Source organism: Ewingella sp. CoE-038-23 (genome assembly GCF_040419245.1).
Lineage (GTDB): Bacteria > Pseudomonadota > Gammaproteobacteria > Enterobacterales > Enterobacteriaceae > Ewingella > Ewingella allii.
Genome location: NZ_JAZHOH010000001.1, coordinates 3,249,591 through 3,272,239, shown reverse-complemented (window position 1 = coordinate 3,272,239; position 22,649 = coordinate 3,249,591). Strand labels below are relative to the sequence as shown.

The 22,649-nt window shown below is 57.0% G+C and carries 25 protein-coding genes; 13 read left to right on the top strand and 12 right to left on the bottom strand.

From position 1 onward, the window contains the following. Window positions 1–72: 72 nt before the first annotated feature. Entirely contained in the window at window positions 73–498 is a 426-nt protein-coding gene (locus V2154_RS15475) for a type III secretion system chaperone (RefSeq protein WP_353502955.1), read from the top strand. Here V2154_RS15475 and V2154_RS15470 read toward each other — a convergent pair. Continuing rightward, a complete protein-coding gene (locus tag V2154_RS15470; protein ID WP_353502954.1) occupies window positions 448–972 on the bottom strand; it encodes a lytic transglycosylase domain-containing protein in 525 nt (174 codons plus the stop codon). The two genes, V2154_RS15475 and V2154_RS15470, sit on opposite strands and share 51 nt — an antisense overlap. A 265-nt stretch (window positions 973–1,237) precedes the next feature. Between V2154_RS15470 and V2154_RS15465 the strand changes: the two genes are divergently transcribed. The 11 genes from V2154_RS15465 to V2154_RS15415 all read left to right on the top strand — a co-directional run bounded on the left by V2154_RS15465 (window position 1,238) and on the right by V2154_RS15415 (window position 10,949). Beyond that, a complete protein-coding gene (locus tag V2154_RS15465; RefSeq protein ID WP_353502953.1) occupies window positions 1,238–2,305 on the top strand; it encodes a lytic transglycosylase domain-containing protein in 1,068 nt (355 codons plus the stop codon). Between the two features lie 961 nt (window positions 2,306–3,266). Then, the gene (locus tag V2154_RS15460) at window positions 3,267–4,115 is read left to right on the top strand and encodes a sigma 54-interacting transcriptional regulator (RefSeq protein ID WP_496350371.1); all 849 of its coding nucleotides are present in this window, start codon (window positions 3,267–3,269) and stop codon (window positions 4,113–4,115) included. Between the two features lie 139 nt (window positions 4,116–4,254). Beyond that, window positions 4,255–4,473: a hypothetical protein gene (locus V2154_RS15455; protein WP_185689488.1), complete on the top strand. Its 219-nt coding sequence runs from the start codon at window positions 4,255–4,257 to the stop codon at window positions 4,471–4,473. Between the two features lie 64 nt (window positions 4,474–4,537). Next, complete coding sequence (locus tag V2154_RS15450; RefSeq protein ID WP_353502951.1) at window positions 4,538–4,900, top strand: EscF/YscF/HrpA family type III secretion system needle major subunit; 363 nt, start codon at window positions 4,538–4,540, stop codon at window positions 4,898–4,900. Window positions 4,901–4,905: 5 nt separating this feature from the next. After that, on the top strand, window positions 4,906–5,691 hold the full coding sequence (gene sctJ, locus V2154_RS15445; protein WP_353502950.1) for a type III secretion system inner membrane ring lipoprotein SctJ: 786 nt from the start codon (window positions 4,906–4,908) through the stop codon (window positions 5,689–5,691). Window positions 5,692–5,710: 19 nt separating this feature from the next. After that, window positions 5,711–6,322 (top strand): hypothetical protein, encoded by a 612-nt coding sequence (locus V2154_RS15440; RefSeq protein WP_353502949.1) that lies wholly within the window; start codon window positions 5,711–5,713, stop codon window positions 6,320–6,322. Beyond that, window positions 6,309–6,929 carry a type III secretion system stator protein SctL gene (sctL, locus tag V2154_RS15435; protein WP_353502948.1) on the top strand — a complete coding sequence of 207 codons (621 nt, stop codon included), beginning with the start codon at window positions 6,309–6,311 and terminating at the stop codon, window positions 6,927–6,929. The genes V2154_RS15440 and sctL overlap by 14 nt, the downstream gene beginning before the upstream one ends. Before the next feature lie 137 nt (window positions 6,930–7,066). Beyond that, window positions 7,067–7,294 carry a type III secretion protein HrpF gene (locus V2154_RS15430; protein WP_353502947.1) on the top strand — a complete coding sequence of 76 codons (228 nt, stop codon included), beginning with the start codon at window positions 7,067–7,069 and terminating at the stop codon, window positions 7,292–7,294. A 183-nt stretch (window positions 7,295–7,477) separates the two neighbouring features. Next, window positions 7,478–9,520: a type III secretion system outer membrane ring subunit SctC gene (sctC, locus tag V2154_RS15425; protein WP_353502946.1), complete on the top strand. Its 2,043-nt coding sequence runs from the start codon at window positions 7,478–7,480 to the stop codon at window positions 9,518–9,520. A 9-nt stretch (window positions 9,521–9,529) separates the two neighbouring features. Further along, window positions 9,530–9,718, top strand: coding sequence for an HrpT family type III secretion system protein (gene hrpT / locus V2154_RS15420; protein ID WP_185689494.1), 189 nt, complete (start codon window positions 9,530–9,532; stop codon window positions 9,716–9,718). Between the two features lie 250 nt (window positions 9,719–9,968). Then, window positions 9,969–10,949, top strand: coding sequence for a hypothetical protein (locus tag V2154_RS15415; RefSeq protein WP_353502945.1), 981 nt, complete (start codon window positions 9,969–9,971; stop codon window positions 10,947–10,949). A 133-nt stretch (window positions 10,950–11,082) separates the two neighbouring features. On the opposite strand, the gene sctU is transcribed toward V2154_RS15415, so the two are convergent. Genes sctU through sctW form a run of 11 tightly spaced genes read right to left on the bottom strand, consistent with a single transcriptional unit; the run spans window position 11,083 to window position 21,814 of the window. After that, on the bottom strand, window positions 11,083–12,168 hold the full coding sequence (sctU, locus tag V2154_RS15410) for a type III secretion system export apparatus subunit SctU (RefSeq protein WP_353502944.1): 1,086 nt from the start codon (window positions 12,166–12,168) through the stop codon (window positions 11,083–11,085). Then, a complete protein-coding gene (gene sctT, locus V2154_RS15405; RefSeq protein ID WP_353502943.1) occupies window positions 12,168–12,974 on the bottom strand; it encodes a type III secretion system export apparatus subunit SctT in 807 nt (268 codons plus the stop codon). The genes sctU and sctT overlap by 1 nt, the downstream gene beginning before the upstream one ends. A gap of 1 nt (window position 12,975) precedes the next feature. Beyond that, window positions 12,976–13,239 carry a type III secretion system export apparatus subunit SctS gene (gene sctS, locus V2154_RS15400; RefSeq protein WP_034792172.1) on the bottom strand — a complete coding sequence of 88 codons (264 nt, stop codon included), beginning with the start codon at window positions 13,237–13,239 and terminating at the stop codon, window positions 12,976–12,978. Between the two features lie 21 nt (window positions 13,240–13,260). Next, on the bottom strand, window positions 13,261–13,926 hold the full coding sequence (gene sctR, locus V2154_RS15395; RefSeq protein ID WP_353502942.1) for a type III secretion system export apparatus subunit SctR: 666 nt from the start codon (window positions 13,924–13,926) through the stop codon (window positions 13,261–13,263). Further along, entirely contained in the window at window positions 13,926–15,029 is a 1,104-nt protein-coding gene (locus V2154_RS15390; protein WP_353502941.1) for a FliM/FliN family flagellar motor switch protein, read from the bottom strand. The genes sctR and V2154_RS15390 overlap by 1 nt, the downstream gene beginning before the upstream one ends. Continuing rightward, on the bottom strand, window positions 15,026–15,700 hold the full coding sequence (locus tag V2154_RS15385) for a type III secretion system HrpP C-terminal domain-containing protein (RefSeq protein ID WP_353502940.1): 675 nt from the start codon (window positions 15,698–15,700) through the stop codon (window positions 15,026–15,028). Before V2154_RS15385 ends, V2154_RS15390 begins: the two co-directional genes overlap by 4 nt. Then, entirely contained in the window at window positions 15,697–16,164 is a 468-nt protein-coding gene (locus V2154_RS15380) for a type III secretion protein (RefSeq protein ID WP_353502939.1), read from the bottom strand. The genes V2154_RS15385 and V2154_RS15380 overlap by 4 nt, the downstream gene beginning before the upstream one ends. Then, a complete protein-coding gene (locus tag V2154_RS15375; protein ID WP_353504009.1) occupies window positions 16,148–17,512 on the bottom strand; it encodes a FliI/YscN family ATPase in 1,365 nt (454 codons plus the stop codon). Before V2154_RS15375 ends, V2154_RS15380 begins: the two co-directional genes overlap by 17 nt. Further along, entirely contained in the window at window positions 17,506–18,477 is a 972-nt protein-coding gene (locus V2154_RS15370) for an FHA domain-containing protein (protein ID WP_353502938.1), read from the bottom strand. The genes V2154_RS15375 and V2154_RS15370 overlap by 7 nt, the downstream gene beginning before the upstream one ends. 10 nt (window positions 18,478–18,487) lie before the next feature. Then, the gene (gene sctV / locus V2154_RS15365) at window positions 18,488–20,596 is read right to left on the bottom strand and encodes a type III secretion system export apparatus subunit SctV (protein WP_353502937.1); all 2,109 of its coding nucleotides are present in this window, start codon (window positions 20,594–20,596) and stop codon (window positions 18,488–18,490) included. A gap of 48 nt (window positions 20,597–20,644) precedes the next feature. After that, a complete protein-coding gene (gene sctW, locus V2154_RS15360) occupies window positions 20,645–21,814 on the bottom strand; it encodes a type III secretion system gatekeeper subunit SctW (RefSeq protein WP_353502936.1) in 1,170 nt (389 codons plus the stop codon). Between the two features lie 252 nt (window positions 21,815–22,066). Between sctW and V2154_RS15355 the strand changes: the two genes are divergently transcribed. After that, complete coding sequence (locus tag V2154_RS15355) at window positions 22,067–22,636, top strand: RNA polymerase sigma factor (RefSeq protein ID WP_353502935.1); 570 nt, start codon at window positions 22,067–22,069, stop codon at window positions 22,634–22,636. The last annotated feature ends 13 nt before the right edge of the window (window positions 22,637–22,649 follow it).

The window sequence follows — 22,649 nt, the reverse complement described above, 5'->3', positions numbered from 1 at the left end:
GGTTAGGGACGCGGCCCGCATCGCGGCGGGCCAGCAAATGAATAACTGAAATGTTAATCACAGGAAAATAAGATGAACGAAAGCGCATATTTGCAGAATTTATTGAGCCACTATGGCCGTCGATTGAATACATCGCTGAAACTGGAAAACGGCGTTTGCGCACTGTTCACCCCGCAGAAACAAGAAGCTGCGATCATTGAGTTACCGCCGGGCAGCGACGCCGTGGTGTTGCATTGTCAGGTGATGGTGCTGGAGCCAAACAGCTCTGCCGCCTTGCTACACAGTATTTTAACCTTGAACTTTGAGATGGACGCCATGCGTGGCTGCTGGCTGGCGCTGGAGGAGCAGAACCTGCGTCTGTGTACTCAGCAGCCGCTCTCCTCGTTGGATAACCGCAACTTCTCCGGCCTGCTTGATGGCTTTATTCAGCAGGCCAGCGAAGTGCAGTCATTTATTCGCGAATTCGTCCACACCCTCCCGACGGCTCTCCCGGCCTGACGGCATTTGCTCCAGCGTCAGCAGGGTATCCTGACTGACGCTGTGCAGCAGGCGCTGGTAAATACGCCGTACATCACTGGCGTAGCGATCGCGCTGCGGTTGGCGTGATGGCGCGGCTCCGGCGTTATACATCCCTACCGTGTTCCAGGATTTTCCGTACTGCTGGAACATGCCGTACAACACCCACGCCCCGGTATTCACGCAGGTACAAGGTTCATTCAACAGCTTAGTGCGCGACACCCCAAGGCTTGCCAAATGGGCGAAGTGCGTGCTGTTCACCTGCATCATGCAGACATCTTCCGTGTGGTTGCGATTGGCGCTGTTCACCGCCGACGGATTGAGGTGTGACTCTTTAATGGCAATCGACAGCAGCAGGGCGGGAGGGATGCCGAAGGCTTTTCCGGCGTCCTTAAAGCAATTTGCCTGACTGCTGGCGGAGAGACAGAGAGTGATGGCCAGCAAATGTCGCTTCATCGCCGCGCTCCATGATAAAGGCTGAAATTCGAATGCTTTTATGTGGTCGTTGCCGGGCGGCGGTTCCACGGCATAGCGTTTTTTGCAAAAAGTGTGATGGCTCGGAACTAACCCGCGACAGGACGCACACAAATGACAGGGTAGAAGCGCCATGAGCGTGGCTTCCTGTCTTTTGATTCATCCATAACAGGGTTGCTCAAACGGGTGGTCTGTGGCAGCGCCGTGTGAGAGCAAAAGCATCACTTATTATGAGGATTGAGGAAGAATGATGAATGTTAACGGTTCGGGGTTTACCCCTCAGTACATTCCCCCGGCGGATCTCGGTCCGTCCGGCGGGGTCGGTAACAATAGTGGTGCGGTGAACAATAATAATTCAGGGGCCGGCGCGCTTTCTATGCCGTTAACGGTCACCTTTAGCGCCGCACCGGGTATCACGCCGGTAGATTTCGGTTCGCCATCAGTCTCCGGCGTTAATGGCCCAACGCAAAACAATGCTCCGACTAACCCATTGCAGTCGATGCAAGGACAGGATGGCGCGGCGGGCGCGGGCGGCGGCCAGATGGCCGAGCTGATGAATATGATCCGCCAACTGCTGTCAGAACTGTTGAAAATGCTGGGCGGCGGCGACAATTCAGACCAGCAGAACAGCACGCCGTCGGCCTCTTCGGGCGGTGGTGGTGGTTCAGCGGCACCGTCGTTGGGTGACGGCGGCGGCGGTGGCCCATCTGTTGGCAACAATCTGTTAGCCCAACCGGGCGCGGGGGCGGGTGCAGCGAATGGTGCTAGCGGGGCGAGTGGAGCCAGCGGCGCGGGCGGGGCCGGTGCAACTTCTGGCATGGCTGGCCTCAGTGGTTCGGGTAACTTACACCTGCCGCCGCAGCTAGAGCCTTACCGTCAATCCATCAACAACGCGGCGCAAGCCACGGGAATGCCAGCCAGCGTGATTGCCGGTCAGATTTGGGCGGAATCTCGCGGTAACTTGTCTGCGGCTTCCACCAACGGCGGAAATGGCAAAACCGACGCCGGGCTGATGCAGGTCAACCCAGACACCTACAATGAGATGGCCAAAGAGAACCCGGGCCTGCTTTCGGGTGACCCGAACAGCGCGCAGAACAATATTATGGCCGGGGCGCTCTATCTTAAACAGCAGACCAATGCCTTTGGCGGAAATATTGGCGCAGGTCTGCGTGCTTATAACTCTGGCCCGGATGACGTGAATTTATCCAACCTGTCGGATATTTCGAAAACCGGAACCGGTGCCGCGCCTTATGTCGATAATGTTTTAAGCTTTGCTAAAATTATTGAATCAGGCCAAGGCCAATTACCGGCCTAAATAGCGGATTATGTCATTTGAATTGATTTAATAAACTTCATCCGATAATGAAAGAAATTCATTATCGGATTTTTTTATGGTTATTATTTTGAAGATATAACTTTTCTGAAACCTAATTTGGCTTAGTTTTCTAATAAAATTCCCAGTTAAGTGGTAAGAATAATCTCAAATCTTATGGGTTTCGCGTCGGCTGGAATATGTCTAATTGTAAGAAGTATGTCAAAGCGCGATTTTTTTGCCGATTCTGGTGAGCGTTATATTAAGATTTCGTTAAGAAGTGAGATCTGACGCACTATTTTTATGCAAGATTCAGCGAGTTTTAATCGGTTTTTTCAATGGCTGGCACGGTCCATTAGGGGAAATATATTCAAAGATTGAAAATAAATTAAACTGGGAACGTGCCCAGCATCCCATTGATTGTATAACGCTTTTTTGATGCTCTTTAATTGACCATTTTGCTGGCGATCCGCGCTAACCCCTTGTTTGAGCGAAAGGTATCATTTCCCGAAATAGGCAAATGATGACCTATATGGGGTGGTTTTTGAATGTTGTGATAGGTAAAACCGTATTGAGTAATATCTTTGTTAATGATTTGAACCTTGTAAGGATTTCCCTACAATCTTCATTCCGTTTTCCTGATTGCCAGTCTTATTTCTAGTGATAATTTATCTGCAGATTAACGCTGTCAGAGAAACTAAATATGCATCGTTCCTGCATGTTTAACTTTTAATATGCCTACCGGGCGCTAATTCATTCCTGAGTCATTATTTTATTTTAATAATCACAACATTATTATTTTCTTGATAGAAATGGATGCGAGGAAAGTATGAGAGACAATCTTCCGAACTCGACAAAGCCGGCTAAAATAAACCACCACGTTTATGAAGAGTCCCTGGATGAGGATATTCCTGAACAGCGAGAAGTGCGTGAAGAGTGGGATATTCATAGCGACTTTGATTCCATGCTCCAGACCTTAGCGCCGCTGAAAGTTGACCTCACCCTCGAGGGGGAAACTGGCACAGGTAAAGACACTTTCGCCCGCCGCCTGTATGAGCGTTCCGGCTGCAAGGGGGCTTTCGTGCCGATTAACTGCGCGGCGATCCCCGAATCTCTGGCCGAGAGCGAACTGTTCGGCGTTATGGCCGGAGCCTACACCGGCGCGACCCACGCCCGCGCGGGCTATATCGAAAGTGCCAACGACGGGATTTTATTCCTCGATGAAATCGACAGTATGCCGCTGAGCCTGCAAGCCAAGTTACTGCGCGTGCTGGAATCGCGCAGCGTCAGCCGACTGGGCAGCACGCAACAAATTCCTCTGGATCTGCGTATCGTGGTGGCTTCGCAAAAGCCGCTGGCCAGCCTGGTTGAGCAGAAGCAGTTTCGTCAGGATCTCTATTTCCGACTGACTACCATCAAAATCACGCTGCCCGCGCTGCGTTCCCGCATTAAATATATTATCCCAATGTTTGCCCGTTTCGCGCAGGAGGCGGCGTTGCGTTTAAATTGCGCGCTACCCTCTATCACCGCCAATCTTAGTGAATCGCTGATCATGCACGACTGGCCGGGCAATATTCGTGAGCTAAAAGGGGCCGCCGAACGCTTTGTGCTGGGCATGCCACCTCTGGGTAATGCCATGCGTATCGACAGCGGATCTTTCCGCCTGAAAGAGCGCATGCGCCGCATTGAACACTGCCTGATTGAAGATTGCCTGATGCGCCATCAGAACAAAATTGTCAGCGCGGCCAATGAGCTGGGTATCCCGCGCCGCACGCTGTATCAGCGCATTAAATCTTTGAATAGTTTGGATTAATTAGTTTTTCTAGGCGGATTCCTAATCCGCTAAAATCCGTGAAAATAATTACCCCATGATGGAACCCATCGCCGCCAATTACTACTCAACTAGTGAATGAACACTCATTCACTCTATTCACCTTGAGAGGAGTAACACTATGGGCCCGTTAAATATTCTTGGTGGTTTGGCGTCAAGCGCCGCTGGTAGTGCTTCAAGCCAAGCTCTGCAAGCTGGTTCCGATGCAATCCAAGGGCAGTCTGTTGCAGACACCCTGACCAAAATGGAACGTGACCGTCAGAACGCACAGATCGCTGGTGTGCAAGGTTCTGCGACCACTTTCATCAGTGCTATCCAACAGAACAAAATTTCGTTCTAAGTGTTAACAGGGAACCGATGCTGGTTCCCTGTATTCCCTTCCTGTGCAGTCGCGGAGTGACATTATGAAAATCAATCAACCCCCTGTTATCCAGCCGCTGGCGGCACCTGACCTGTCGGGCAGTGAAGGAAGTGCAATGACCCCCGCCGATGCCAGCTTCTTTGCCTCAGAAATTGGCCAGAGCAGCGATGTCGACGGCAATGATTCTAATGGTCTGCTGAACCACGTCTCCGGCATGTTCAAACAGATCAATATGGACAGTCGCCACATCAGCAATGAGTTAACCAAGGCTGCCGGTTCTACCGACCCGATGGCGCTCAACAAAGTGGGCGGCGACCTGTCGAAGTACGATTTAGAAAACCTGATGAACGCCAAAATCGTCTCTAAGTCCGTACAGGGCCTGGATAAACTGACCAACTTGCAATAATGACCATGGTTAACATCGCGCTGAAGATCTTCTCCACCCTGCTGATTGTTTTGGCCTTAGCTGGCTGCGAGCAAAGGGTGGTTCTCAATACCGGTCTGACCGAAAACGACGCCAACGACATTATCGCCGAGCTGTCCCGCTACAAAATCTCTGCCGATAAGCAGATAGATAAAACCGGCGTGACCGTGCTGGTGGACCAAGACACTATTGAGCGTTCGGTGCAGATCCTCAACGCGGCCGGTTTGCCGCACAAAGCGCGCACCAATCTGGGTGAGGTATTCCAGAAAAGCGGCATTATTTCCAGCCCGCTTGAAGAGAGAGCGCGCTACATATTCGCCTTATCGCAGGAAGTGGAGTCCACGCTGGCGCAGATTGATGGCGTAGTGGTGGCGCGGGTTAACGTGGTGCTGCCAGAGCGCGTCGCGCCGGGCGAGCCGATCCAACCGGCCTCCGCATCGGTCTTCATTAAGTACCAGCCGGACCTCGACCCGGACAGCATCGAGCCGCAAATTCGCCGTCTGGTTTCTACCAGTATTCCGGGGCTGGCGGGCAAAGATAACAGCGCGCTGTCTATCGTGTTTGTTCCGGCAGAGGTCTACAAAGATCATATCGAAATGGTCAACCTCGGGCCTTTCCAGCTGACCATGAACCAGTACGGCACGGTGAAAATGCTGTTTCTGGCTCTGCTGGTGATACTGGCGTTAATCGCCATCGCGCTGGTGGTGAAACCGAAAATTCAGCGGCGCATGTCAGCCAAAAAGGGCGCTGACGTCACCCCAGAAAACGCATGATATTCAGGGGCAATAACCGATGAATGACGCACAAGCCTGGTTGCACTGGTGGACCGAGGGTTATTGGCAGCAGGCGGAGGAGAGCTGGCAGGGGCTGGCTTTCTTCCAGCAGCCTGAGTCTTTAATCGCGCGGTTGCAGTCTATCGATCCGCAGCTGATTGCCCGCCAGTTGGGCATTGAAGCCCGCCTGCCGTCTGCCCCTCACACTTTGACGCTCAAGCTGCTGGCGCTGACGGCGCAGCAGCAAAACCTCGTGCTGCGCCTGACGGCTGAAATTTGCGGAATCTACTCCCCCGAACCCAACGACCCGTTATTGCCTGAAGAAGCCCGGCTGTGGAGCAAGCGCATCTCCCGCGCGCTGCGCCCCGGCCTGTGGCTGCCGGAAAACCTTACGTCGCCTTGGCAAGTAACCATCCTGTTGCTGTTGCGCCACGTATTGCCGATAGGTTGCTGGCAGCGGGTGCGTTTTCTCTTTCCCCAGCCGTGGATTATTGCCTGTGAAGCCGAGCAGGGCGCGGAACTGGCGGCAAACAAGCTGCTGCCGCTGTGGGAAGCCGCGCTGTGGCGGGCTTCACTGCCGGTAGCCTTGGCATCCGGTCCGGCGCAGGAGACGCAAGATGTGGCAGCTTAAAACCCTCGAACTGCTGGCGGAGGCACAGCCAGCAGACAGCATTCGGCTACCGCAGGCCATGTTGCACCAGCATCAGCAAGGTCTTTCGCTGATGGCAGAGGCCCGGCGGCAGGCCGAGCAGATTGTGCAACAGGCCGAAATTCAGGCCCAGCAGCTGATTGACCAGGCGCGCTACGACGCAGAGCAGCGGGTTGCCGACCTGCTCGCCAATAGCCAAGCCGAGTTTTTGAGCCGGGCGGAAACCCTGTTCGCTGGCTGGCAGGAGCAGCAAATCGAGCAGGAAGCGATGATCGTCGGGCGAGCCAGCGAGTTGCTCAATCAGGTGATGACGCGCCTGCTGGAAGACACCGGCCCGGCGCAGCAGATGAATGCCTTACTGCGCCAGCTATTGCAGGCCCAGCCGCGCGGCCAGCAGGCTACCCTGTGGTGCCATCCGGCCAATAAAGAGCATATTACTCAATGGCTTGAAGCGCGCCCGCATCTCACGTGGGAGCGGCAGTTTGATGAATCCCTTGAGGCTGACCAGCTGCTGTTAGAAACCGCCAGTGGTGAATTGCGCATTGGCTGGCAGGCTCTGAAAACGCAGTTGCTGCGCGCTTCGGCCTAGAACGCCTCATTCATCAGTTTAAATAGCCCAATCTTCACTGATTAAATAAAAGCATTGATGAAAACCCGCCGCTTTTTTGGAACCAATTCACGTCCACCGCTACTCATTATCACCTTTAGTCAAAGCAGGAGGTGAGTATGAGCAGTTTCGATAAGGTACAGCGCCGTCTCGATTCGGCACTGATAACCAGCAATTCCAATGTCTATGACTTAGCCCGTGACTCGATGGGCGGGGCGCCGGACTTCTCCGATATCGTTGAATTCAAGCAAGCCATGCTGCGCGAATCCACCGCTAACTGGGCGTCTGGTCAGTTGAGTACGCTCACGCACGATCTGAGCAAAGGCATCATCGATTCAATTAACTAATGTCTGCAACGGCTCGTGGCTGGCTGAATCTGGGTAGCTTCAGAGCCGTTTTTTGCTTTTATCCACTCATTAAGACTCGACGGAAATCAGGGCAACGATGCGCACAACGACTCTCTTTATCTCTTCGAACGGATTGGGTCCTTTATTGAAGAGAGACATTCTCCCTCAGAGGGGAAAATCGCTATGAAGACCTTTTCAACCACACTGACTCATACCCTGATGGCCGCCACTTTGGCTTTAAGCCTGGGCAGCCTCTCTTTTAGCGCCTCGGCCCGCGCCCCGGACGGCTGGAGCAGCGGCGCCTACGCCTATTCGGCACAAAACACGCCGCTGCGCACCGTGCTGGCCGACTTCGCCAGCAGCCACGGCGTCACCCTGAAACTGGGCAATGTGCCAGAAGCCACGGTCAGTGGCCGCCTGCGCGCCGACAGCGCCGCGACCTTCCTCGACCGCCTCGGACTCGAGTACCAGTTCCAGTGGTTTGTCTACAACGACATGCTCTATATCAGCCCGCAGTCTGAGCAGATCTCCAAGCGTATTCGCGTCTCCTCGGAAGCTGCCCCGGATTTAAAAGATGCCCTCGACGGTATCGGCCTGCTTGAGCCGAAATTTGGCTACGGCGAACTACCCGACGACGGCGTGATTCTGGTTACCGGCCCGCCGGAGTACGTGGCGCTGGTCAGCCAGTTCAGCGAGCAGGAGAAAGATTACAAAACCGGCAAAGAGATGATGAGCTTTCCGCTGAAATACGCCTCGGTCTCTGACCGCGAAATTCACTATCGCGACAAAACCCTCACCGTGCCGGGGGTGGCGACCATCCTCAACGAGCTGTTGGGGAAGAAAAACAATAAAAGCGCGCAGGGCGTGAAGGCCAGCGGTAACGGGCAAGACGGCCTGAGCCAGCTGTCGCAGCAGCAGGCGGACAGCATTCTCTCCAGCCTGATCCAGAGCGGCGATCCGCGCGGCTCCAACGATGATTTTGACGATGGCAAAAGCGGCCTGAACCCGCTGGTTTCCGCCGACGTGCGTAACAACGCCCTGCTGGTGCGCGATGATCCGAAAAAACGCGAGCAGTATCAGGCGCTGATTTCGCAAATTGACGTGCCGCAAAAGCTGATTGAGATTGATGCGCTGATCGTTGACGTCGACCGCCACGCCATGTCGGCGCTCTCCGCCAACCTCGGCGGTAGCTTCGGCAACATCACCGCTGGTTCAACCTTGCTCGACGGCAGCAGCACGCTGTTCGTCACCGACTATCAGCGCTTCTTCGCCCAGGTGCAGGCGCTGGAGGGCAACGGCAACGCCTCAATCGTGGCGAACCCGTCGGTGCTGACGCTGGAAAACCAGCCTGCGGTGATCGACTTCAGCCAGACCGCCTTTATCTCCACGGTCGGCGAGCGCGTGGCCAACGTCACGCCAGTGACCGCGGGTACCAGCCTGCAGGTGATCCCGCGCGCCATCGATAACGGCGGCAAATCGACGGTTGAGCTGATTGTTGACGTTGAAGACGGCAAGCTGGACAAGGGGGATGACGGCCAGGCCACCGGCGACAGCCGCGCGGTGGTGAGTACGCAGGCGCAGGTGCAGGAGAAAAACTCGCTGGTCATGGGCGGTTTCCACTCGCGGGAAACCGGCGACGAAGAGCATAAGATCCCCATCCTCGGCAGCATTCCGCTGATTGGTAAATTGTTCACGTCGACGCGCCATGAAACCTCGCAGCGCGAACGCCTGTTTATCATCACGCCGCACTTGGTGGGGGATCAGGTGGACCCGTCGCGCTACATCGGCGACGAGTTCCGCTCACAGCTGAATGGCTCGCTGGAAGAAGTACAGCGCCGCCAGAAATATGGCTCGATCAAGAATGACGTCGAATCCGCCATGCGCGATTTGGCCGAGAGCGATATTCCGGCGGGCTTTAATCCGGGCGGCGAGGGCGTGGGGATCAACACCCTGTGTGACCCGCTGCGTGGCATCGCTTACGACACCTCGCACAGCCAGTGGTTTAGCAACAAAAACGTGCAGATCACCGTCGGACTCGTGCGCAACACCTCGCTGGCCCCGCTGCGTTTCGACGAAGCAAGCTGCCGTGGTCAGGACGTGCTGGCGGTGTCGGTCTGGCCAAGTGCGTCGCTGGCACCGGGCCAGTCGGCTGAAATCTATGTGGCGTATGAGTCGCGCGGCACGGCTCGCCGTACCCGTACCTCTCTGCTGAGCACCACCCGTTAAGGAGCTGCAATGAAGATTCGTTTAGCATTACTCGCGGTAGCCAGCCTGTTGCTCAGCGCCTGCGCGGCCTCCAATGACAACGGCTGTGACAAGGCGGCCTGCCGTCCGTTGTCTAACCCGCACAGTCTGACTATCTGGTGGCCGTCGGATATCCGCAGCGGCGTTCAGGATTATTCTCAAATCCCGGTCGGTCGTTAACTCTACGCGCCGTGTGCAGTTTATTGCACACGGCGCAGTTTTCTGATTTTTCTAGTTTTTATCTCTTATCATTTCTCACTTTTCTTTTGCCGTTTATCGCATAAATAAAGCGCATTTCCCTGCCGAATTGGGGAACCCACGAGCCGATTTTGTCACTTAATCATCAGACTTCTGCACATTGTTAGCGAGTCCGGACATCTTTAGCAGATGCCCATTTTCCTACATATCCACGATAGTGAGAGGCGACAAAATGAATAATGCTATTGGCGGTGCCCTGACCTTTACCGTTCCGTTATCTGGAAACTCCGCGCCAACGCAAAGCTTCAGCCCGCTGAACTCGGGCGGCGGTGACTTTATGTCTCAACTGGCTGCTGCCATTACTAACGCGCTGTTCGGCGGCCAGCATGGTGCGCAGGGCGCACAGGGCAACCAGGGCGGCTTTGGTAATCAGGGCGGTTTCGGTGGAGGTCAGGGCGGCGGTTTTGGCGGCGGCTCACCGGTTGGCGGTCAACAAGGCGGCAGCTCGCTGCAACAATTGCTGGCAGAAGTCATGCAAGATTTGGGCATCACGCCGCAGAATTCGCCGTTTAACGGCCAGTCAGGCCAAGCGGGTCAGGCTAACGCTGGCGCGTTTAGTCAGGGGATGCAAAATGGCCTGAGCAACCCATCACAGGGTGGCGGCATGGGCGCTACCGGCGGGCCTGGCGGCTTCGGCGGCCCGGGCCTGGCGATGCCGCCACAGCAGTCCCAGTTTAGCCCGGCTTCTATGCAAGGTCCGGGCAACTTCCAGCAGCTGGGTAACCAGATGGGCAGCGCGATGTCTAACAAAGCCGGTCTGCAACAAATTGACGATATGACCGCCAAAAGTGGCCCTTTCCCGGGCATGAATAAAATCGAAGGTGGCTCGAAAGAAACCGCCAAAGAAATGGGTAAATTCATGGACCAATACCCAGACATCTTTGGCAAGCCGGACGCCGGTAAACTGCCTGGGCTGGTGGGCGGTAACAAGCATAACGGCAGCTGGGAAGATGCCCTGAGCAACGGCGGTATGCTGAGCGATGACTCAGTGAAAAAATTCCAGCAGGCCAAAGGCATGATGAAAAGCGTGATGGAAGGCGACATGGGCAACCCGAACCTGCAACTGCGCGGCGTTGGTGGTTCTTCGGTCGGGATGGACGCTGCAATGACCGCCGGTAACATCAACAAAGCGGCCATGAATCAACTGGTTTAAAACCTTAGTACCTCTCGTTGTGCCGAACGACAAGGACGTCGTTAATAGTTGATAATAAGAAGTTTTACCAGCATTACCCTCTTTGGCGACTCTCATAGGTCGCCTTTTTTATTGGGCATTTTCGTTCGTGATTTCACTCTTCGTATTCAATTATCTGGTCGCTAACCTGCTCTTCCAACTCGCGCAGCAGGCGGTAGATTTGTGCCACGGCTTTGAGGGTTTCGCGCGGGATGTAAGCCCCTTCGCGGGTGGTGCGGTAGAGGGTGCGGGTCAGCCAGATATAGCGAATGACCGGGATTTTGGCGTCGTGCGCCATTTTGATCACTTCGCGCACTTCCTCATCTTCGGTCTTAAACACCAGCTTCGGCAGCGGCGTTTCGTCCGGGCGATAGTAGAGGCCGACGGCGAAGTGGGTAGGGTTGATCAGCAGCACGTCGGCGTTTTCCACATCGGCCGGCGCGACGCGTTTTTTCGGCGCTTCGTTGGCTAACTCCTGCGCCAGCTGTTTGCGGTGGCCCTTGGTGTGCGGGTCGCCTTCGTTCTGTTTGTACTCGTTTTTCAGGTCTTCCATACTCATGCGGTTCTGCTTGAGGAAGAAGTATTTTTGCAGCCCGTAGTCCGCCACGCCAAAGGCCAGCAGTACGCCAAAAATGGTGCGAGTGAGCTTCTCGAGGATCTCGACGGCGGCGTGGATAAAGCCCTCCAGCGAGGTGGTCGACAGCTCGGCAATCTCCCCCAGTTTTGGGGTGATCAACTTGTAGAACACAAAGGCCATCACCACGGCTTTCAAAATACTCACCAGCAGCTGCACGAACTGGCGGCCAGAAAACATCTGCTTGAACTTGCCCATAGGGTTGAGCGCGTCCAGCTTGAGCTGCAACGCCTCGGTGGCGAACAGCGGGCCGAACTGCGCCCAGCCGCCGACGATGCGCAGCAGCACCGCCACCCCCAGCGTCATCATGAAAAACACCGCCACCAGCAGCAGGGCGCTGCCGACAATATCATTGAGCGCCGCGTCGAACGGCTGATCGAGGCGTTGCAGCGGCAGCATGATCAGCGCCTGTAGCTTCTCCAGACTCTCATCCACCATGGCGAACACGGTTTCGGTCACGCCAAGCATAATCAGCAGCTTGGGGATGTCCTGACTCTGACTGACTTGCCCCTTGCGTCGTGCTTCCTGAAGTTTCTGGGGGGAAGCTTTCTCCGTTTTTTCGGCCACTAAAGAGGACCTCCCTTCGGGAAGACCAGCGCCAGATGGGCAATCAGGTCATGGAATGTCGAGAGCTGGTGGTTGGCGAGGTATTCCAGCGTCGGCAAATACATCAGGAAAAACAGAATGCCGACGATGCTTTTCAGCGGCACGGTCAGCACCGTGGCCTGCAGCTGCGGGCTGTAAATGCTCAGCACGCCGACGCAGAAGTCGAGCAGCATCAGCACCAAAACCAGCGGAGCGGCGAACAGCACGATGTGGGTGAACATGTCGGCCAGCAGGTCGAGGAAGTAGCTGAAGCCCTGTGCGGTGAAGCTCGGCAGCCAGGACTCCAGCGGCCAGAGCCGGTAGCTATCCCAGATCACCTGAGTCATCAGCGACAGGCCGAAACTGAGCATCATCAGCATGATGAACCACTGTTGCAGCATATGGCCGATGATGGTGACGTCGGGGCCGAGCGACGGGTTGAGCTGGCCGCCGGACATCGCCCCGCGCTGGTTATCAAACAGTGCGCCGACGGATTCGAAGATCCAAAAGGGCAGGGAGAGCAGGATGCCGAGGAACATGCCGATCACCACCTCTTTCATGGCGATACCCAGCAGCACGTAAGGATCTTCCGACAGCGCCGATACCGCGGGTTGCAGCGCCGGAACCAGAAACAGCGACAGCGAAACAATGATCGCGCTGCGCACCATGCCTTTTAGGGTGAAAAAGGAGAAGGCCGGTACAATCAGCAGGCAGGGGAAAATCCGGGCTATGCCAAAGCCCAGCGCCAAAATATGGCTGAACAGGCCGTGCATCAGCGTACTTAACATCTTACGGCGCGTTCACTGTCGCCATCATGGCGAAGGCGGACTGGGTGAGATCCAGTAGCTGAACGCCAATCCAGCGCCCGGTCAGGGCAAGGGTGGCCCCTACGGCCACCAGCTTAATGGCGAAAGGCAGCGTCTGGTCCTGCAACTGCATCACCGCCTGCAACAGCGAGATGATGATCCCGATGATCACCGCCACGGCCAACGGCGGCGCGGAGAGCATCACCACCAGTACCATCGCCTGCTTAAACATGTAGATAATATCCATACTTCCTCACCCTCAAAAGCGTCACAAATAGCTGTAGAACAGCCCGTCTAGCAGGCGCGTCCAGCCGTTGGCCATCACAAATAACAGAATTTTTAGCGGTAACGAGATGGTCATTGGCGACACCATTTGCATCCCCAGCGCCAGCAGCACGTTGGAGACAATCAGGTCGACAACCACGAAGGGGATGAAGATCAGGAAGCCGATTTTAAAACCGCTTTGCAGCTCGGACAGCACAAAAGCCGGGATCAGCAGCATCAGGTTACTGCGATCTTTCACCGCCGAATCCGCCATATCCTTCGGCCACATGCGCTGGGTATTCTCCTGCAAGTGCGTCTCGATATCGGCGTCCGTGTTGTGCTGCATAAAGACGGTCAGGGGCTGAATGCCATTGGCTAAAGTACTTTCCAGCTTTTCAGACGACGTGGTGTCTATCGGCCGGTCGGTAAACCGCTGGTGCATGCCGTTAAACACCGGAGCCATCACGAACAAGGTGGCGGCCAGCGCGATGCTGTAGAGCGCCATGTTTGGCGGGATCTGCTGCACGCCGAGGGCGTTTCGCGTCAGCATCAATACAATGGAAATCTTTAAAAAGCTGGTGGTTATCATTAACGCCAGCGGCATTAAAGAGAGCGCGCCAAGCAGCAGCGCCAGCGCCAGCGGGTTAAAGGCATTCAGGTCGGTGGTCATTACACACCTTTCTCGGCGCCAACAGGCTGGTTATTGATGATACTGGTCAATTGCAATCCAAGGCGTCCATCGACGTTAACCAACTCCCCTTTGGCAATCGGGAAACTGCCGTGGCACAGCATGGCCGCGCCCGGCGTGACGTTATCCACCACCACCGTCGAGCCGACGTCCAGCTGCTGCAATTCGCCCAACGTCAGTTTGAGCTGCCCACAGCGAATGCTTAACTCCAGCGGCAGAGCGTTGAGTGCTACGTTGAGCTGACTCTCACTGCCGATGTCGTCGTGCATTTCGCTTTGTGCGTAATACCCGGAATCTGTCTCATCCACGTGGGGATACGGATTATCTTCATCTTCAGGCAGCAGTGGGTCATTCGGGTAGCTCATGGGTAACTCCTTGATATCGTAAAGTGAAAAGTAGGCGCTGTGCGGGGAGTCGGGCGAAGGTTGTAACGCTCCGTGCAGTGCCAATTGTCCGATGTTAATCACGCCGTGGCCTTCAACGCTGAAGTGTGAAGAGGGCGCACGCAGAACATCGCCTGACTGTAATTGGGTTATCTCCTCCAGCGGCAGCGAGAAGGTCGCCACCACCAGAGGTAAGTTGAGCGGCAGGGCTTCAATCAGCGCCGCGCCTTGTGGCTGCCAGCCGGGCGTGGCCGCCAGCTGGTTAAGGCTTTCTGCCGACAATCGCAGTTGGCTGCGGGCCTGCTGACCGGTAAAGCTGACCTGAATCTGCAAACAGAGCGCGTCCGGGCTGCTCTGCGCCGAGTCCAGCGGGCGCAGGCTGCCAAACAGCGACGCCACCTCACTAAACAGGCTCTGATTGAACAGCCCCCAGTACCATTCGCCGTCGTCATCGCTGTCGCCGCTCATCGCCGGGCATTCGCTGAGCAGGGAGAACAGCGGGGCGAAATCGCTAAATGCCAGCGTGCCCGCCGCACAGCTAAAACGCTGCCAATGGGCATCGCTGGCGCCGTTTTCGCTCAGGCGAAGACTCAGCTCGCCGGGCTGATTGTCATGAAAGAAGGTCAGTGTCTGGCCCTTACCTATCCAGCGGCGGGCATCGGCCTCGGCGCGGCTTTGCTGTCTAAAAATGAGTGAACTCATGCCCATTTATCCTGCGGGCGGCCGTCTTGCAGGTTGAAGCGCAAGCGCACTCGCTGCCCCAGACGCTGCGACAGCGAACGTCCGCAGTTCTCCTGTGCGCCGCGCACCGCCTCAAAACTGCCGCGTGAGAAGGCCAGCGCGATATCCAGCTCGCCGCTGGTGTTTTGGTTCACCTGCGCGGTGACCTCCCCCAGCTGCGGTAGCAGCAGGCTGAAGGTCGCCGGGAAGGCGGGCTGCTTGTCGATACCCTCCGTCAGCGCCGGTTCGACAATCTGCCAGCAGGCCGGAGGCGGAGCAGATGGCGCGGTTTCACTGGTTTCCGACAACATCGGCTGGAAGCTTTGCCCGGCGTTATTGTCAGTCAGCATCACTGGCAGCATTGGGGCCAGCGGCTGGTCGTCGCCGGAGAGCAGGCTGGTGAAATCGTCTTTATCGCGGTTCAGCCGCTGTTTGTCCGCGCCGCGTGACGGCGTAGAAGGGCGGCTGCTCTGCTGGCTTGATGCTGGAGTAAACGGCAGGTTTTTGGGCTGCGCGGGTGCTTTCGGCTTGTTGTCATTCGGCGTTGGGTCCGGGCGGTTTCTCGCCTGAGCCTCGGCCTGCGCGTCGCTGTTATGGTGCTGCGGCGGGCGGGCTGTCGAGGCCAATGGGTGAAGCAGAGGGCGATGCATCATGAGTGATTTCCCTGATGTTGCTGGAGCAGATACTCCACTTTTTCCACTTCGCGCTGGCGCAGGGTGACGTCGCGCTGGGCATTTTCATTCTGACGCTGCTGCTGTTGGCGGTCGGCGTCTAACTGCACCAGTTGGTGCTGTTGCTGTAATACCGCGAGGCGGCGCGACTGCTCATCATTCAGGGCCTTACGCAGCTTGTTTAAGGCCTCGGTTTGGCCGACGTGCTGGGCATCCACCAGCTCGCTGGCGGTGCTGTAGTGCTCGCGATGCTCGGTGAGTTTCACCTCACCGGCGCTCAGCGCGTGGTCGCAGGCCACCAGCTTGGCGGCCTCGGCGCGTTGCAGGCGCTCGCTGCGGCTCAGGCGCTGTTTGCGGATCGGCAACAGCACTTTGAGAATGCGGTGCAGCTCTTCGGCTTGCAGATCGGGCTCTGGCGGGGTTTCAGCATCAATGTGTCGGCGCATAGCGGCTTACCTCAGCAAGGGCGTAACGAACATCTTCGAAGGCGGTCGGCGAGCGGCCCGCCTGACGCAAATAGGCATTGATGGCGTCCTGCGCTACCACGGCGGCGTCCACCATGGCGTCGTTGCCGGGCTGGTATTCCCCGAGGCGGATCAGCATTTCGACCTGTTGATAGGAGGACATCAGCTGGCGCACCAGCGAGGCGTCCTGCATCTGGGATTTTTCCACCACGCTGGACATGGTGCGGCTCAGGCTGGCTAACACATCAATCGCCGGATAGTGGCCGCGCTCGGCCAGACGGCGGGCCAGCACGATGTGACCGTCAATCAGCGAGCGCACTTCGTCCGCCACTGGGTCATTCATCGAGTCCTGCTCGATAAGCACGGAATAGAGCGCGGTAATCGAGCCTTTAGAGGTTTTCCCCGCGCGCTCCAGCAGGCCGGGCAGCAGGGTGTAAACCGACGGAGGCAGGCCGCCGCGCCCCGGTGGTTCACCCAGCGCCAGACCGATTTCACGCTGGGCGCGGGCGAAACGGGTCAGGGAGTCGATGATTAACAGCACGCTTTTGCCGCTGTCGCGAAAGGCTTCGGCAATCGAGGTGGCGGTAAAGGCCGCGCGGGCGCGTTCCATGCTGCTGCGGTCCGAGGTGGAGCAGACCAGCACGGTGCGGCTGCGCAACTCGGCGTCCAGCTCGTGGTCGAGGAATTCGCGCAGCTCGCGGCCACGCTCGCCAATCAGCCCGAAAACAATCGCGTCGCACGGCGTATTACGCGCCAGCTCGGCCAGCAGGGTCGTTTTGCCGCAACCTGCACCGGCGAACACGCCGACGCGCTGGCCCACGCCGATGGTCAACAGGCCGTCAATGGCGCGAATGCCGGTGGTCAGCGCGGTGTCGATGCGCGGGCGGTCGGTCGGGGAGGGGGCGTCGCCCAGCACCGGCGTGGCATTAGGGTGTTCGCTGGATAAGGCAAAAGCTGAAATGCTCTCTTCATCAATGGCGCGGCCAAATCCGTCGAGCACGCTGCCGAGCAGCGCTTCGGACACCGCGATGCTGTGCGGCTGGAACAGCGGCACCACCCTGGCCCCTTGCGCCACGCCGTCCAGCGGACCGAGCGCCGAAAGCAGGGTGTGGTGCGGGTTGAAGCCCACCACTTCCGCCATCATCTCTTCGTCGCCGCTGCGGCTAACGCGGCAGAGGTCGCCAATGCGCGCCTGCGGCAAACTGCTCTCCAGCAAAATGCCGTTGATGCCGGTGATTTTGCCGCTGGCGGTCACCGCCGAAACGGCACCCAGCGCCTGCGAGCGTTGCTGATACCAGCTGTCCAGTGCGTCGGAGGCGTTCATTACCAGTTCACCGTGATGTCGCTGTTGTCCTGCCCGCTAAACTGCACTTCGCTCGCGCTGATGCGCACTAAGCGGAAGCCGTCGTGCTCGTCGCCCACGAACAAGCGCTGGCCGTCGTCAGTGACGATATTGGCCTTGCTGCCGTCGGTGATTTGCGTAATGCGGAATGGCAGGGTGGTGGCGCGCGCCTCGGTGTCGTTAATCAACGGCACGCCCAACTGATAGTTGTTCTCCACGTTGTCGACCATTCTTTGGACAATGGGTAACTGTTCTTTAGCCAGCGAGCCGCGCAGGATAATGCCTTTTTGCGAAGTATCGATTTTCACCTGATTGTTCAGCTGGCGCTCACGCAGCATGTGATCCACCACGGCGCGCATGGCGGCCTGATCGTCGAGGCGCGGCTTGCTGATTTGCGCGGTGGTGTCGGTGCTTTGTTCCGCCATGCCCGGCTGTAAAATCCAGCTGGTCACGGTGATGGCGAACAGCAGCATCAGTGACACGGCGGTGATCTGCGCCCAAGGCGGCAGCAGGCGTTTGATCAGCGATTTTTTCGCCGGAGTTGGCGCAATACGGCCATCGTTGCTGGCAGCCTGAAATGCCAGCTCGGGCTGGGCCACGGACTGCGCCGCAGGCTGGGTGATGGCCGGGCCGCTGGCCCACGCGGCTTCGGCGGCTTCCAGACAGATCCACACGCCGCTGAGGGTGAAAATCTCTCCCGGCACGATAGTGAACGGCATGGTCTGGCGCTCGCCTTCGCGATTGCACACCACGCCGTCTTCGGCCTGAATCTGCCACTGAGCGGGCTGACCCGAGGGGTCGTCTTGACGCATGAGCTGACAGTGGCGCGCCTTGATGCCATTGTCACAAAGTTGCAGGTCGCTCTCGACCGCGTTGCCTATCCACCACAGGTTGCCGCTGAGGGGGAGTGCGGCACCTTCATGAAGACCATTTAAGACTCTGAGCTCATACATGATGACGTCCTTATGCGTTGAAGGATTCGAGTGAAGTATTCAGCTCAATACGACCCAGCACGTTCACCGGCAGATTGAACTGCAGCTCGGCAAACGACAGGACAGGTACATGGTTGAATTCATCCTGAATCAACATGCGTAGCGGGCTGCGTAAGTCTTGCGCCGTTAACAACACGCCGGATAACGAATCAAAGGGTGAGAAGATCTCTCTTAGGCGTTCTAGTAATTGGGAGTGCTGCTGTTGATCCAGTGCGAAGAAGGTATCGCTCTGGGTCTGACGCAGGCTGTCGCGCAGCACTTCTTCGGTTTCCGGCGTCAACAGCCAGACCGGCATGCCGTCGTCACCGGCATACTGGTGGCAAATGTGCTCTTTCATGTCGATGCGCACCTGATCGACCAGCAGGTTGACGTCGCGCTCGTGCTGGCCGTGCTCAATCAGCGATTCGGTAATGCTGCGCACCGCGCGCAGTGGGATGCGTTCCGCCACCAGACGCTGCAACACGGCGGTCAGGCGCGGCAGAGGGAAGATGCGCTGGAACTCCTGCGCCAGCTCAGACTGCTCGCTCTCCAGCCAGCCCAGAATGGCGCGGGTTTCCTGCAAGCCGAGGAAGCGCGGGCTGTTGGCGAACAGCGCCTGCTCCATGCGGGTGAGCAGCAGCTGGGAGGCGCTCCACACCGGGATCTCTTTCTGTTGCAGCAGACTGTCGTTGTCACTGAGCCACAGGAATTGGCCTTCGTTGCGGCGCTCGTTGCCCGGCGTGCGGCCACTGGCTTCATTGCGCTGCTCTTCGGTCAGCCAGCGCGAATCCACGGCGTAGCGATCGCGGCTAAGGCTGGCGATCACCTGTGGGATTTCATACACGCTGAAACGAAACTCGTCGTCAGGCATGGCGGTGGTGAATTCCACATTGAACGGCGGCAGAGTAAAGCCGTAGCGATAGACAATGCGGTTACGCATGCGGCGGATCTCTTCCGTGATTTGCTCCACCATCGGGTCGCCATTGAGCGCTGCCGGGAAGCTGAGCAGGAAGAAGCGAGACGGATTGAAGGAGCGCAGATCTTCGCTGCCGTTCATGTCAGGTGCGACGGCGTCGCCCCCTTCATGCACCACCTGCGAGGCCTTCTTGCGCGCGCTCCACAGCTGGAAGGAGCCGGTGGTACAGGTGATGGCGGCCAGAATAATAAAGATAACCGTCGGCATCCCCGGCAGCAGGGCGAAGCACAGCATGCCGAACGAGGAGATGATCCAGGCTTTCGGCTGACTGGTGAGCTGCTCGGTGATCTCGCGACCAATGTTATTGTCCTGAATCTCATCGTTGCCCGACACGCGGGTGATGATCATCCCGGCGGTCAGCGAGATCAGCAGGGCGGGGATCTGGGCAATCAGGCCGTCACCGATGGTCAGGATCGAGTAAGTGTGCATCGCGTCGCCCGCCGCCATATCCAGCTGTAAGACGCCGATACAGAAGCCGCCGATCATGTTGATGAACAGGATAACTAAGCCGGAGATGGCGTCGCCTTTAACGAACTTCATCGCACCGTCCATGGCACCGAACAGCTGGCTCTCCTTGGCTAAATCTTCACGGCGCTTTTTCGCCTGCTGCACGTTGATCATGCCGGCGCGCAGATCGCTGTCGATGGACATCTGCTTGCCCGGCATGGCGTCGAGGGTGAAACGCGCCGCCACTTCCGCCACGCGCTCAGACCCCTTGGTGATAACCAGAAAGTTGACCACGGTCAGAATCAAGAACACCACCAGACCCACGGCCAGGTTGCCGCCCACCACGAAGTCGCCGAACGCCTGCACAATGTGCCCGGCGTTCTGTTGCAGCAAGATTTGGCGAGTGGTGGAAATCGACAACGCCATGCGAAACATAGTGGTCAGCAGCAGCACCGCCGGGAAGGTCGAGAAGGCCAGCGGCTTTGGCAGGTACATCGCCAGCACGATAAGCAGCGAGGACAGGCTAATGTTGACGGCAATCAGCACGTCAATCAGAGGCAGAGGCAGCGGAATAATCAGCATGAACACGATCGCCAGTGCGATAGCCGCCCCGACGATTTCTGAGCGCTGCATCGCGCTGATGGCAATTTTATTTAACAGGTTAAATAGGGTATTCATCTACAGCCTCAGGCCATCTCCATGCTCAAAATGGGTAACGAACGGGCATTAGCCGCCGGTGGATGTTTTAGTTTGTCGGGCCATTTTCTGTTCCCAAGTGACGTACTCACCAATCAGCGAGCGCAGCATAGTCAGCGCGCTGCCACGGTTCTTATCGTCGCGCCACAGGGTGGCCGGCAGCTGTTGTAACAGCGGCAAAAGCTGGTTGAAAAACACCGACTGATGCTGCGGCTGCGAGCCAGCCACTTCCTGCCCAAGATTGGTCAGGTCGCGTGCGTAGAAGCCGTTCTGGGTCAGGTTGAGCAGGCGGCGGGTCAGCTGCGAGCCGTCGAGAGAGATGTGCGGATATTTGCTGTTCATGCGCTGCAACAGGGTATCGACCGCCGCCATGGTGTGGGTAATGGAGCGCGTGTCATTCAGGCCGCTCAGCACTTTGCGCAGCGCCACCGGCGTCATCGACGGAGCCAGCGCGGCAATGTCGTCGGCTAGCGCGCGTTGCAAGGTGCGCAGGGCGGGCATAAACCCCTCTTTGCCGAACTTATCGAGCAGGGCGTCGAAAATCGACCCCGAGGATTGCTGACCAATCACCGAGTTGTAATAGATTTGGCGCATCGCCTGTTTCTGCTCAGGCTGGGTAGTAAATAGAGAAATAGCGGCGGCGGTGTTTACGCCAGCGGCAATCTGCTCGCCGAACTTGCTGCCAAGGCTGGCCAGCGCCTGCTGAATACTTTCAATCGCCGCACTGTCCTGACTCTTCTGCGCCTTCTCCAATGACATGCGCAGCAGCGTATCCGCCACCGCCGGGTCGCCGTCGGCGGCAGACACATACTCTTCCGGCGTGGCGCCGCCGCTGCGTGAGGTCAGGGCGTCAATCGCTCCTTGCTGCCTGCTTTGGGTGGAAGAGGGTTGGTTGTCCAGCAGCTGATACAGCTCGGTCAGGCGCTCGATTTTGTCGATAGCCACCCGCAGCCGTCCCGTCGGGCGGTTATTCGCCGCGCGCTGTTCGTCAATCTTCGAACGGCTTTCGATCGACTCCGCCAGCTGGGTCCCGCCTTTCTCCATGGCTTCGGCAAATTCCACCGCCGGTGATTTCACCTTGCGCAGAGTGGTGATGCTCTTACCGCTGTCGTCGCTATCGCCACCATCAATGTCATTCAGCTCATCGGCCGTCGGCTGAATCTGGTGATGTACTTTCGGAAGGGGGGGATGAATTCGCATAAACACCTCTACAGGTCAATGCAGTTGTGTGGTGCGTAATGCGGCGCGGTTCCGTAGGAATTGAAATTTTTAAAGCCGGAATGGATTTGTGTCAAAAGTTGCACAAGTGGCCAAAAAAGCTGTGTCGCTTCAGACTCAGAATGGTCCTAATACGTCTTTGTGATTTATATAAATCAATGGGTTAAAGTGGTTTTTTATGCTGGCACGGCGCTTGCTATAGGAGTAACTCCACCCCTTATAAGGAGTTCTCAAATGTCAGCATTATTAGATTATGAAATGCACTACGTGGATCAGCCTTTCCCACTGCCGGTTCCGGCCGTTCGTTGGGAGAGCGTGATGAGCCAGCAGGAAAAGCGCCTGATTAACTTCATTCGAAAACGCGTGGCGAACTATGCTGATGTGGAAGATTTAGTGCAGTCTACGTGGCTGGAAGTGTTGAAAAATAAGCATAAGTATTCGGGCGCTTCTCGCCCTGAGACGTGGGTTTTCGGCATTGCGCTGAATCTGGTGCGCAATTATTATAAATCGCGGGCCACCAGTTTCCTGCACGATGAGTTGAGCGATGAACTGCTGAGCCAGCTGCCTTGCCACGACAAGCCAGATGACCTCACCGCCGGACACCGCGCCTTAACCAAAGTGCTCAGCGTTGTGGCGCACCTACCCGAAGAATCCCAGCAAATGTTACAGCTGATCGTCGACGGTGATATTAGCTATCAGGAAGTAGCGCTCGAAATGGCAATCCCGATTGGCACCGTCCGTTCCCGGCTGTCGCGCCTGCGTCAGTCACTGCGAAACGAGCTTGATCCGGATATCGCTTTCTAATTTCACATGAAAA

Coding starts and splice junctions, on each gene's coding strand:
- V2154_RS15430 (WP_353502947.1), top strand. CDS start 7,067: ATGAGCAGTTTCGATAAGGTACAGCGCCGTCTCGATTCGGCACTGATA.
- sctR (WP_353502942.1), bottom strand. CDS start 13,926: ATGACCACCGACCTGAATGCCTTTAACCCGCTGGCGCTGGCGCTGCTG.
- V2154_RS15380 (WP_353502939.1), bottom strand. CDS start 16,164: ATGCGCCGACACATTGATGCTGAAACCCCGCCAGAGCCCGATCTGCAA.
- V2154_RS15455 (WP_185689488.1), top strand. CDS start 4,255: ATGGGCCCGTTAAATATTCTTGGTGGTTTGGCGTCAAGCGCCGCTGGT.
- V2154_RS15390 (WP_353502941.1), bottom strand. CDS start 15,029: ATGAGTTCACTCATTTTTAGACAGCAAAGCCGCGCCGAGGCCGATGCC.
- sctV (WP_353502937.1), bottom strand. CDS start 20,596: ATGAATACCCTATTTAACCTGTTAAATAAAATTGCCATCAGCGCGATG.
- V2154_RS15370 (WP_353502938.1), bottom strand. CDS start 18,477: ATGTATGAGCTCAGAGTCTTAAATGGTCTTCATGAAGGTGCCGCACTC.
- sctL (WP_353502948.1), top strand. CDS start 6,309: ATGTGGCAGCTTAAAACCCTCGAACTGCTGGCGGAGGCACAGCCAGCA.
- V2154_RS15450 (WP_353502951.1), top strand. CDS start 4,538: ATGAAAATCAATCAACCCCCTGTTATCCAGCCGCTGGCGGCACCTGAC.
- V2154_RS15355 (WP_353502935.1), top strand. CDS start 22,067: ATGTCAGCATTATTAGATTATGAAATGCACTACGTGGATCAGCCTTTC.
- hrpT (WP_185689494.1), top strand. CDS start 9,530: ATGAAGATTCGTTTAGCATTACTCGCGGTAGCCAGCCTGTTGCTCAGC.
- V2154_RS15470 (WP_353502954.1), bottom strand. CDS start 972: ATGAAGCGACATTTGCTGGCCATCACTCTCTGTCTCTCCGCCAGCAGT.
- sctT (WP_353502943.1), bottom strand. CDS start 12,974: ATGTTAAGTACGCTGATGCACGGCCTGTTCAGCCATATTTTGGCGCTG.
- sctJ (WP_353502950.1), top strand. CDS start 4,906: ATGGTTAACATCGCGCTGAAGATCTTCTCCACCCTGCTGATTGTTTTG.
- V2154_RS15440 (WP_353502949.1), top strand. CDS start 5,711: ATGAATGACGCACAAGCCTGGTTGCACTGGTGGACCGAGGGTTATTGG.
- V2154_RS15465 (WP_353502953.1), top strand. CDS start 1,238: ATGATGAATGTTAACGGTTCGGGGTTTACCCCTCAGTACATTCCCCCG.
- V2154_RS15460 (WP_496350371.1), top strand. CDS start 3,267: ATGCTCCAGACCTTAGCGCCGCTGAAAGTTGACCTCACCCTCGAGGGG.
- sctW (WP_353502936.1), bottom strand. CDS start 21,814: ATGCGAATTCATCCCCCCCTTCCGAAAGTACATCACCAGATTCAGCCG.
- V2154_RS15415 (WP_353502945.1), top strand. CDS start 9,969: ATGAATAATGCTATTGGCGGTGCCCTGACCTTTACCGTTCCGTTATCT.
- sctC (WP_353502946.1), top strand. CDS start 7,478: ATGAAGACCTTTTCAACCACACTGACTCATACCCTGATGGCCGCCACT.
- V2154_RS15475 (WP_353502955.1), top strand. CDS start 73: ATGAACGAAAGCGCATATTTGCAGAATTTATTGAGCCACTATGGCCGT.
- sctS (WP_034792172.1), bottom strand. CDS start 13,239: ATGGATATTATCTACATGTTTAAGCAGGCGATGGTACTGGTGGTGATG.
- V2154_RS15385 (WP_353502940.1), bottom strand. CDS start 15,700: ATGATGCATCGCCCTCTGCTTCACCCATTGGCCTCGACAGCCCGCCCG.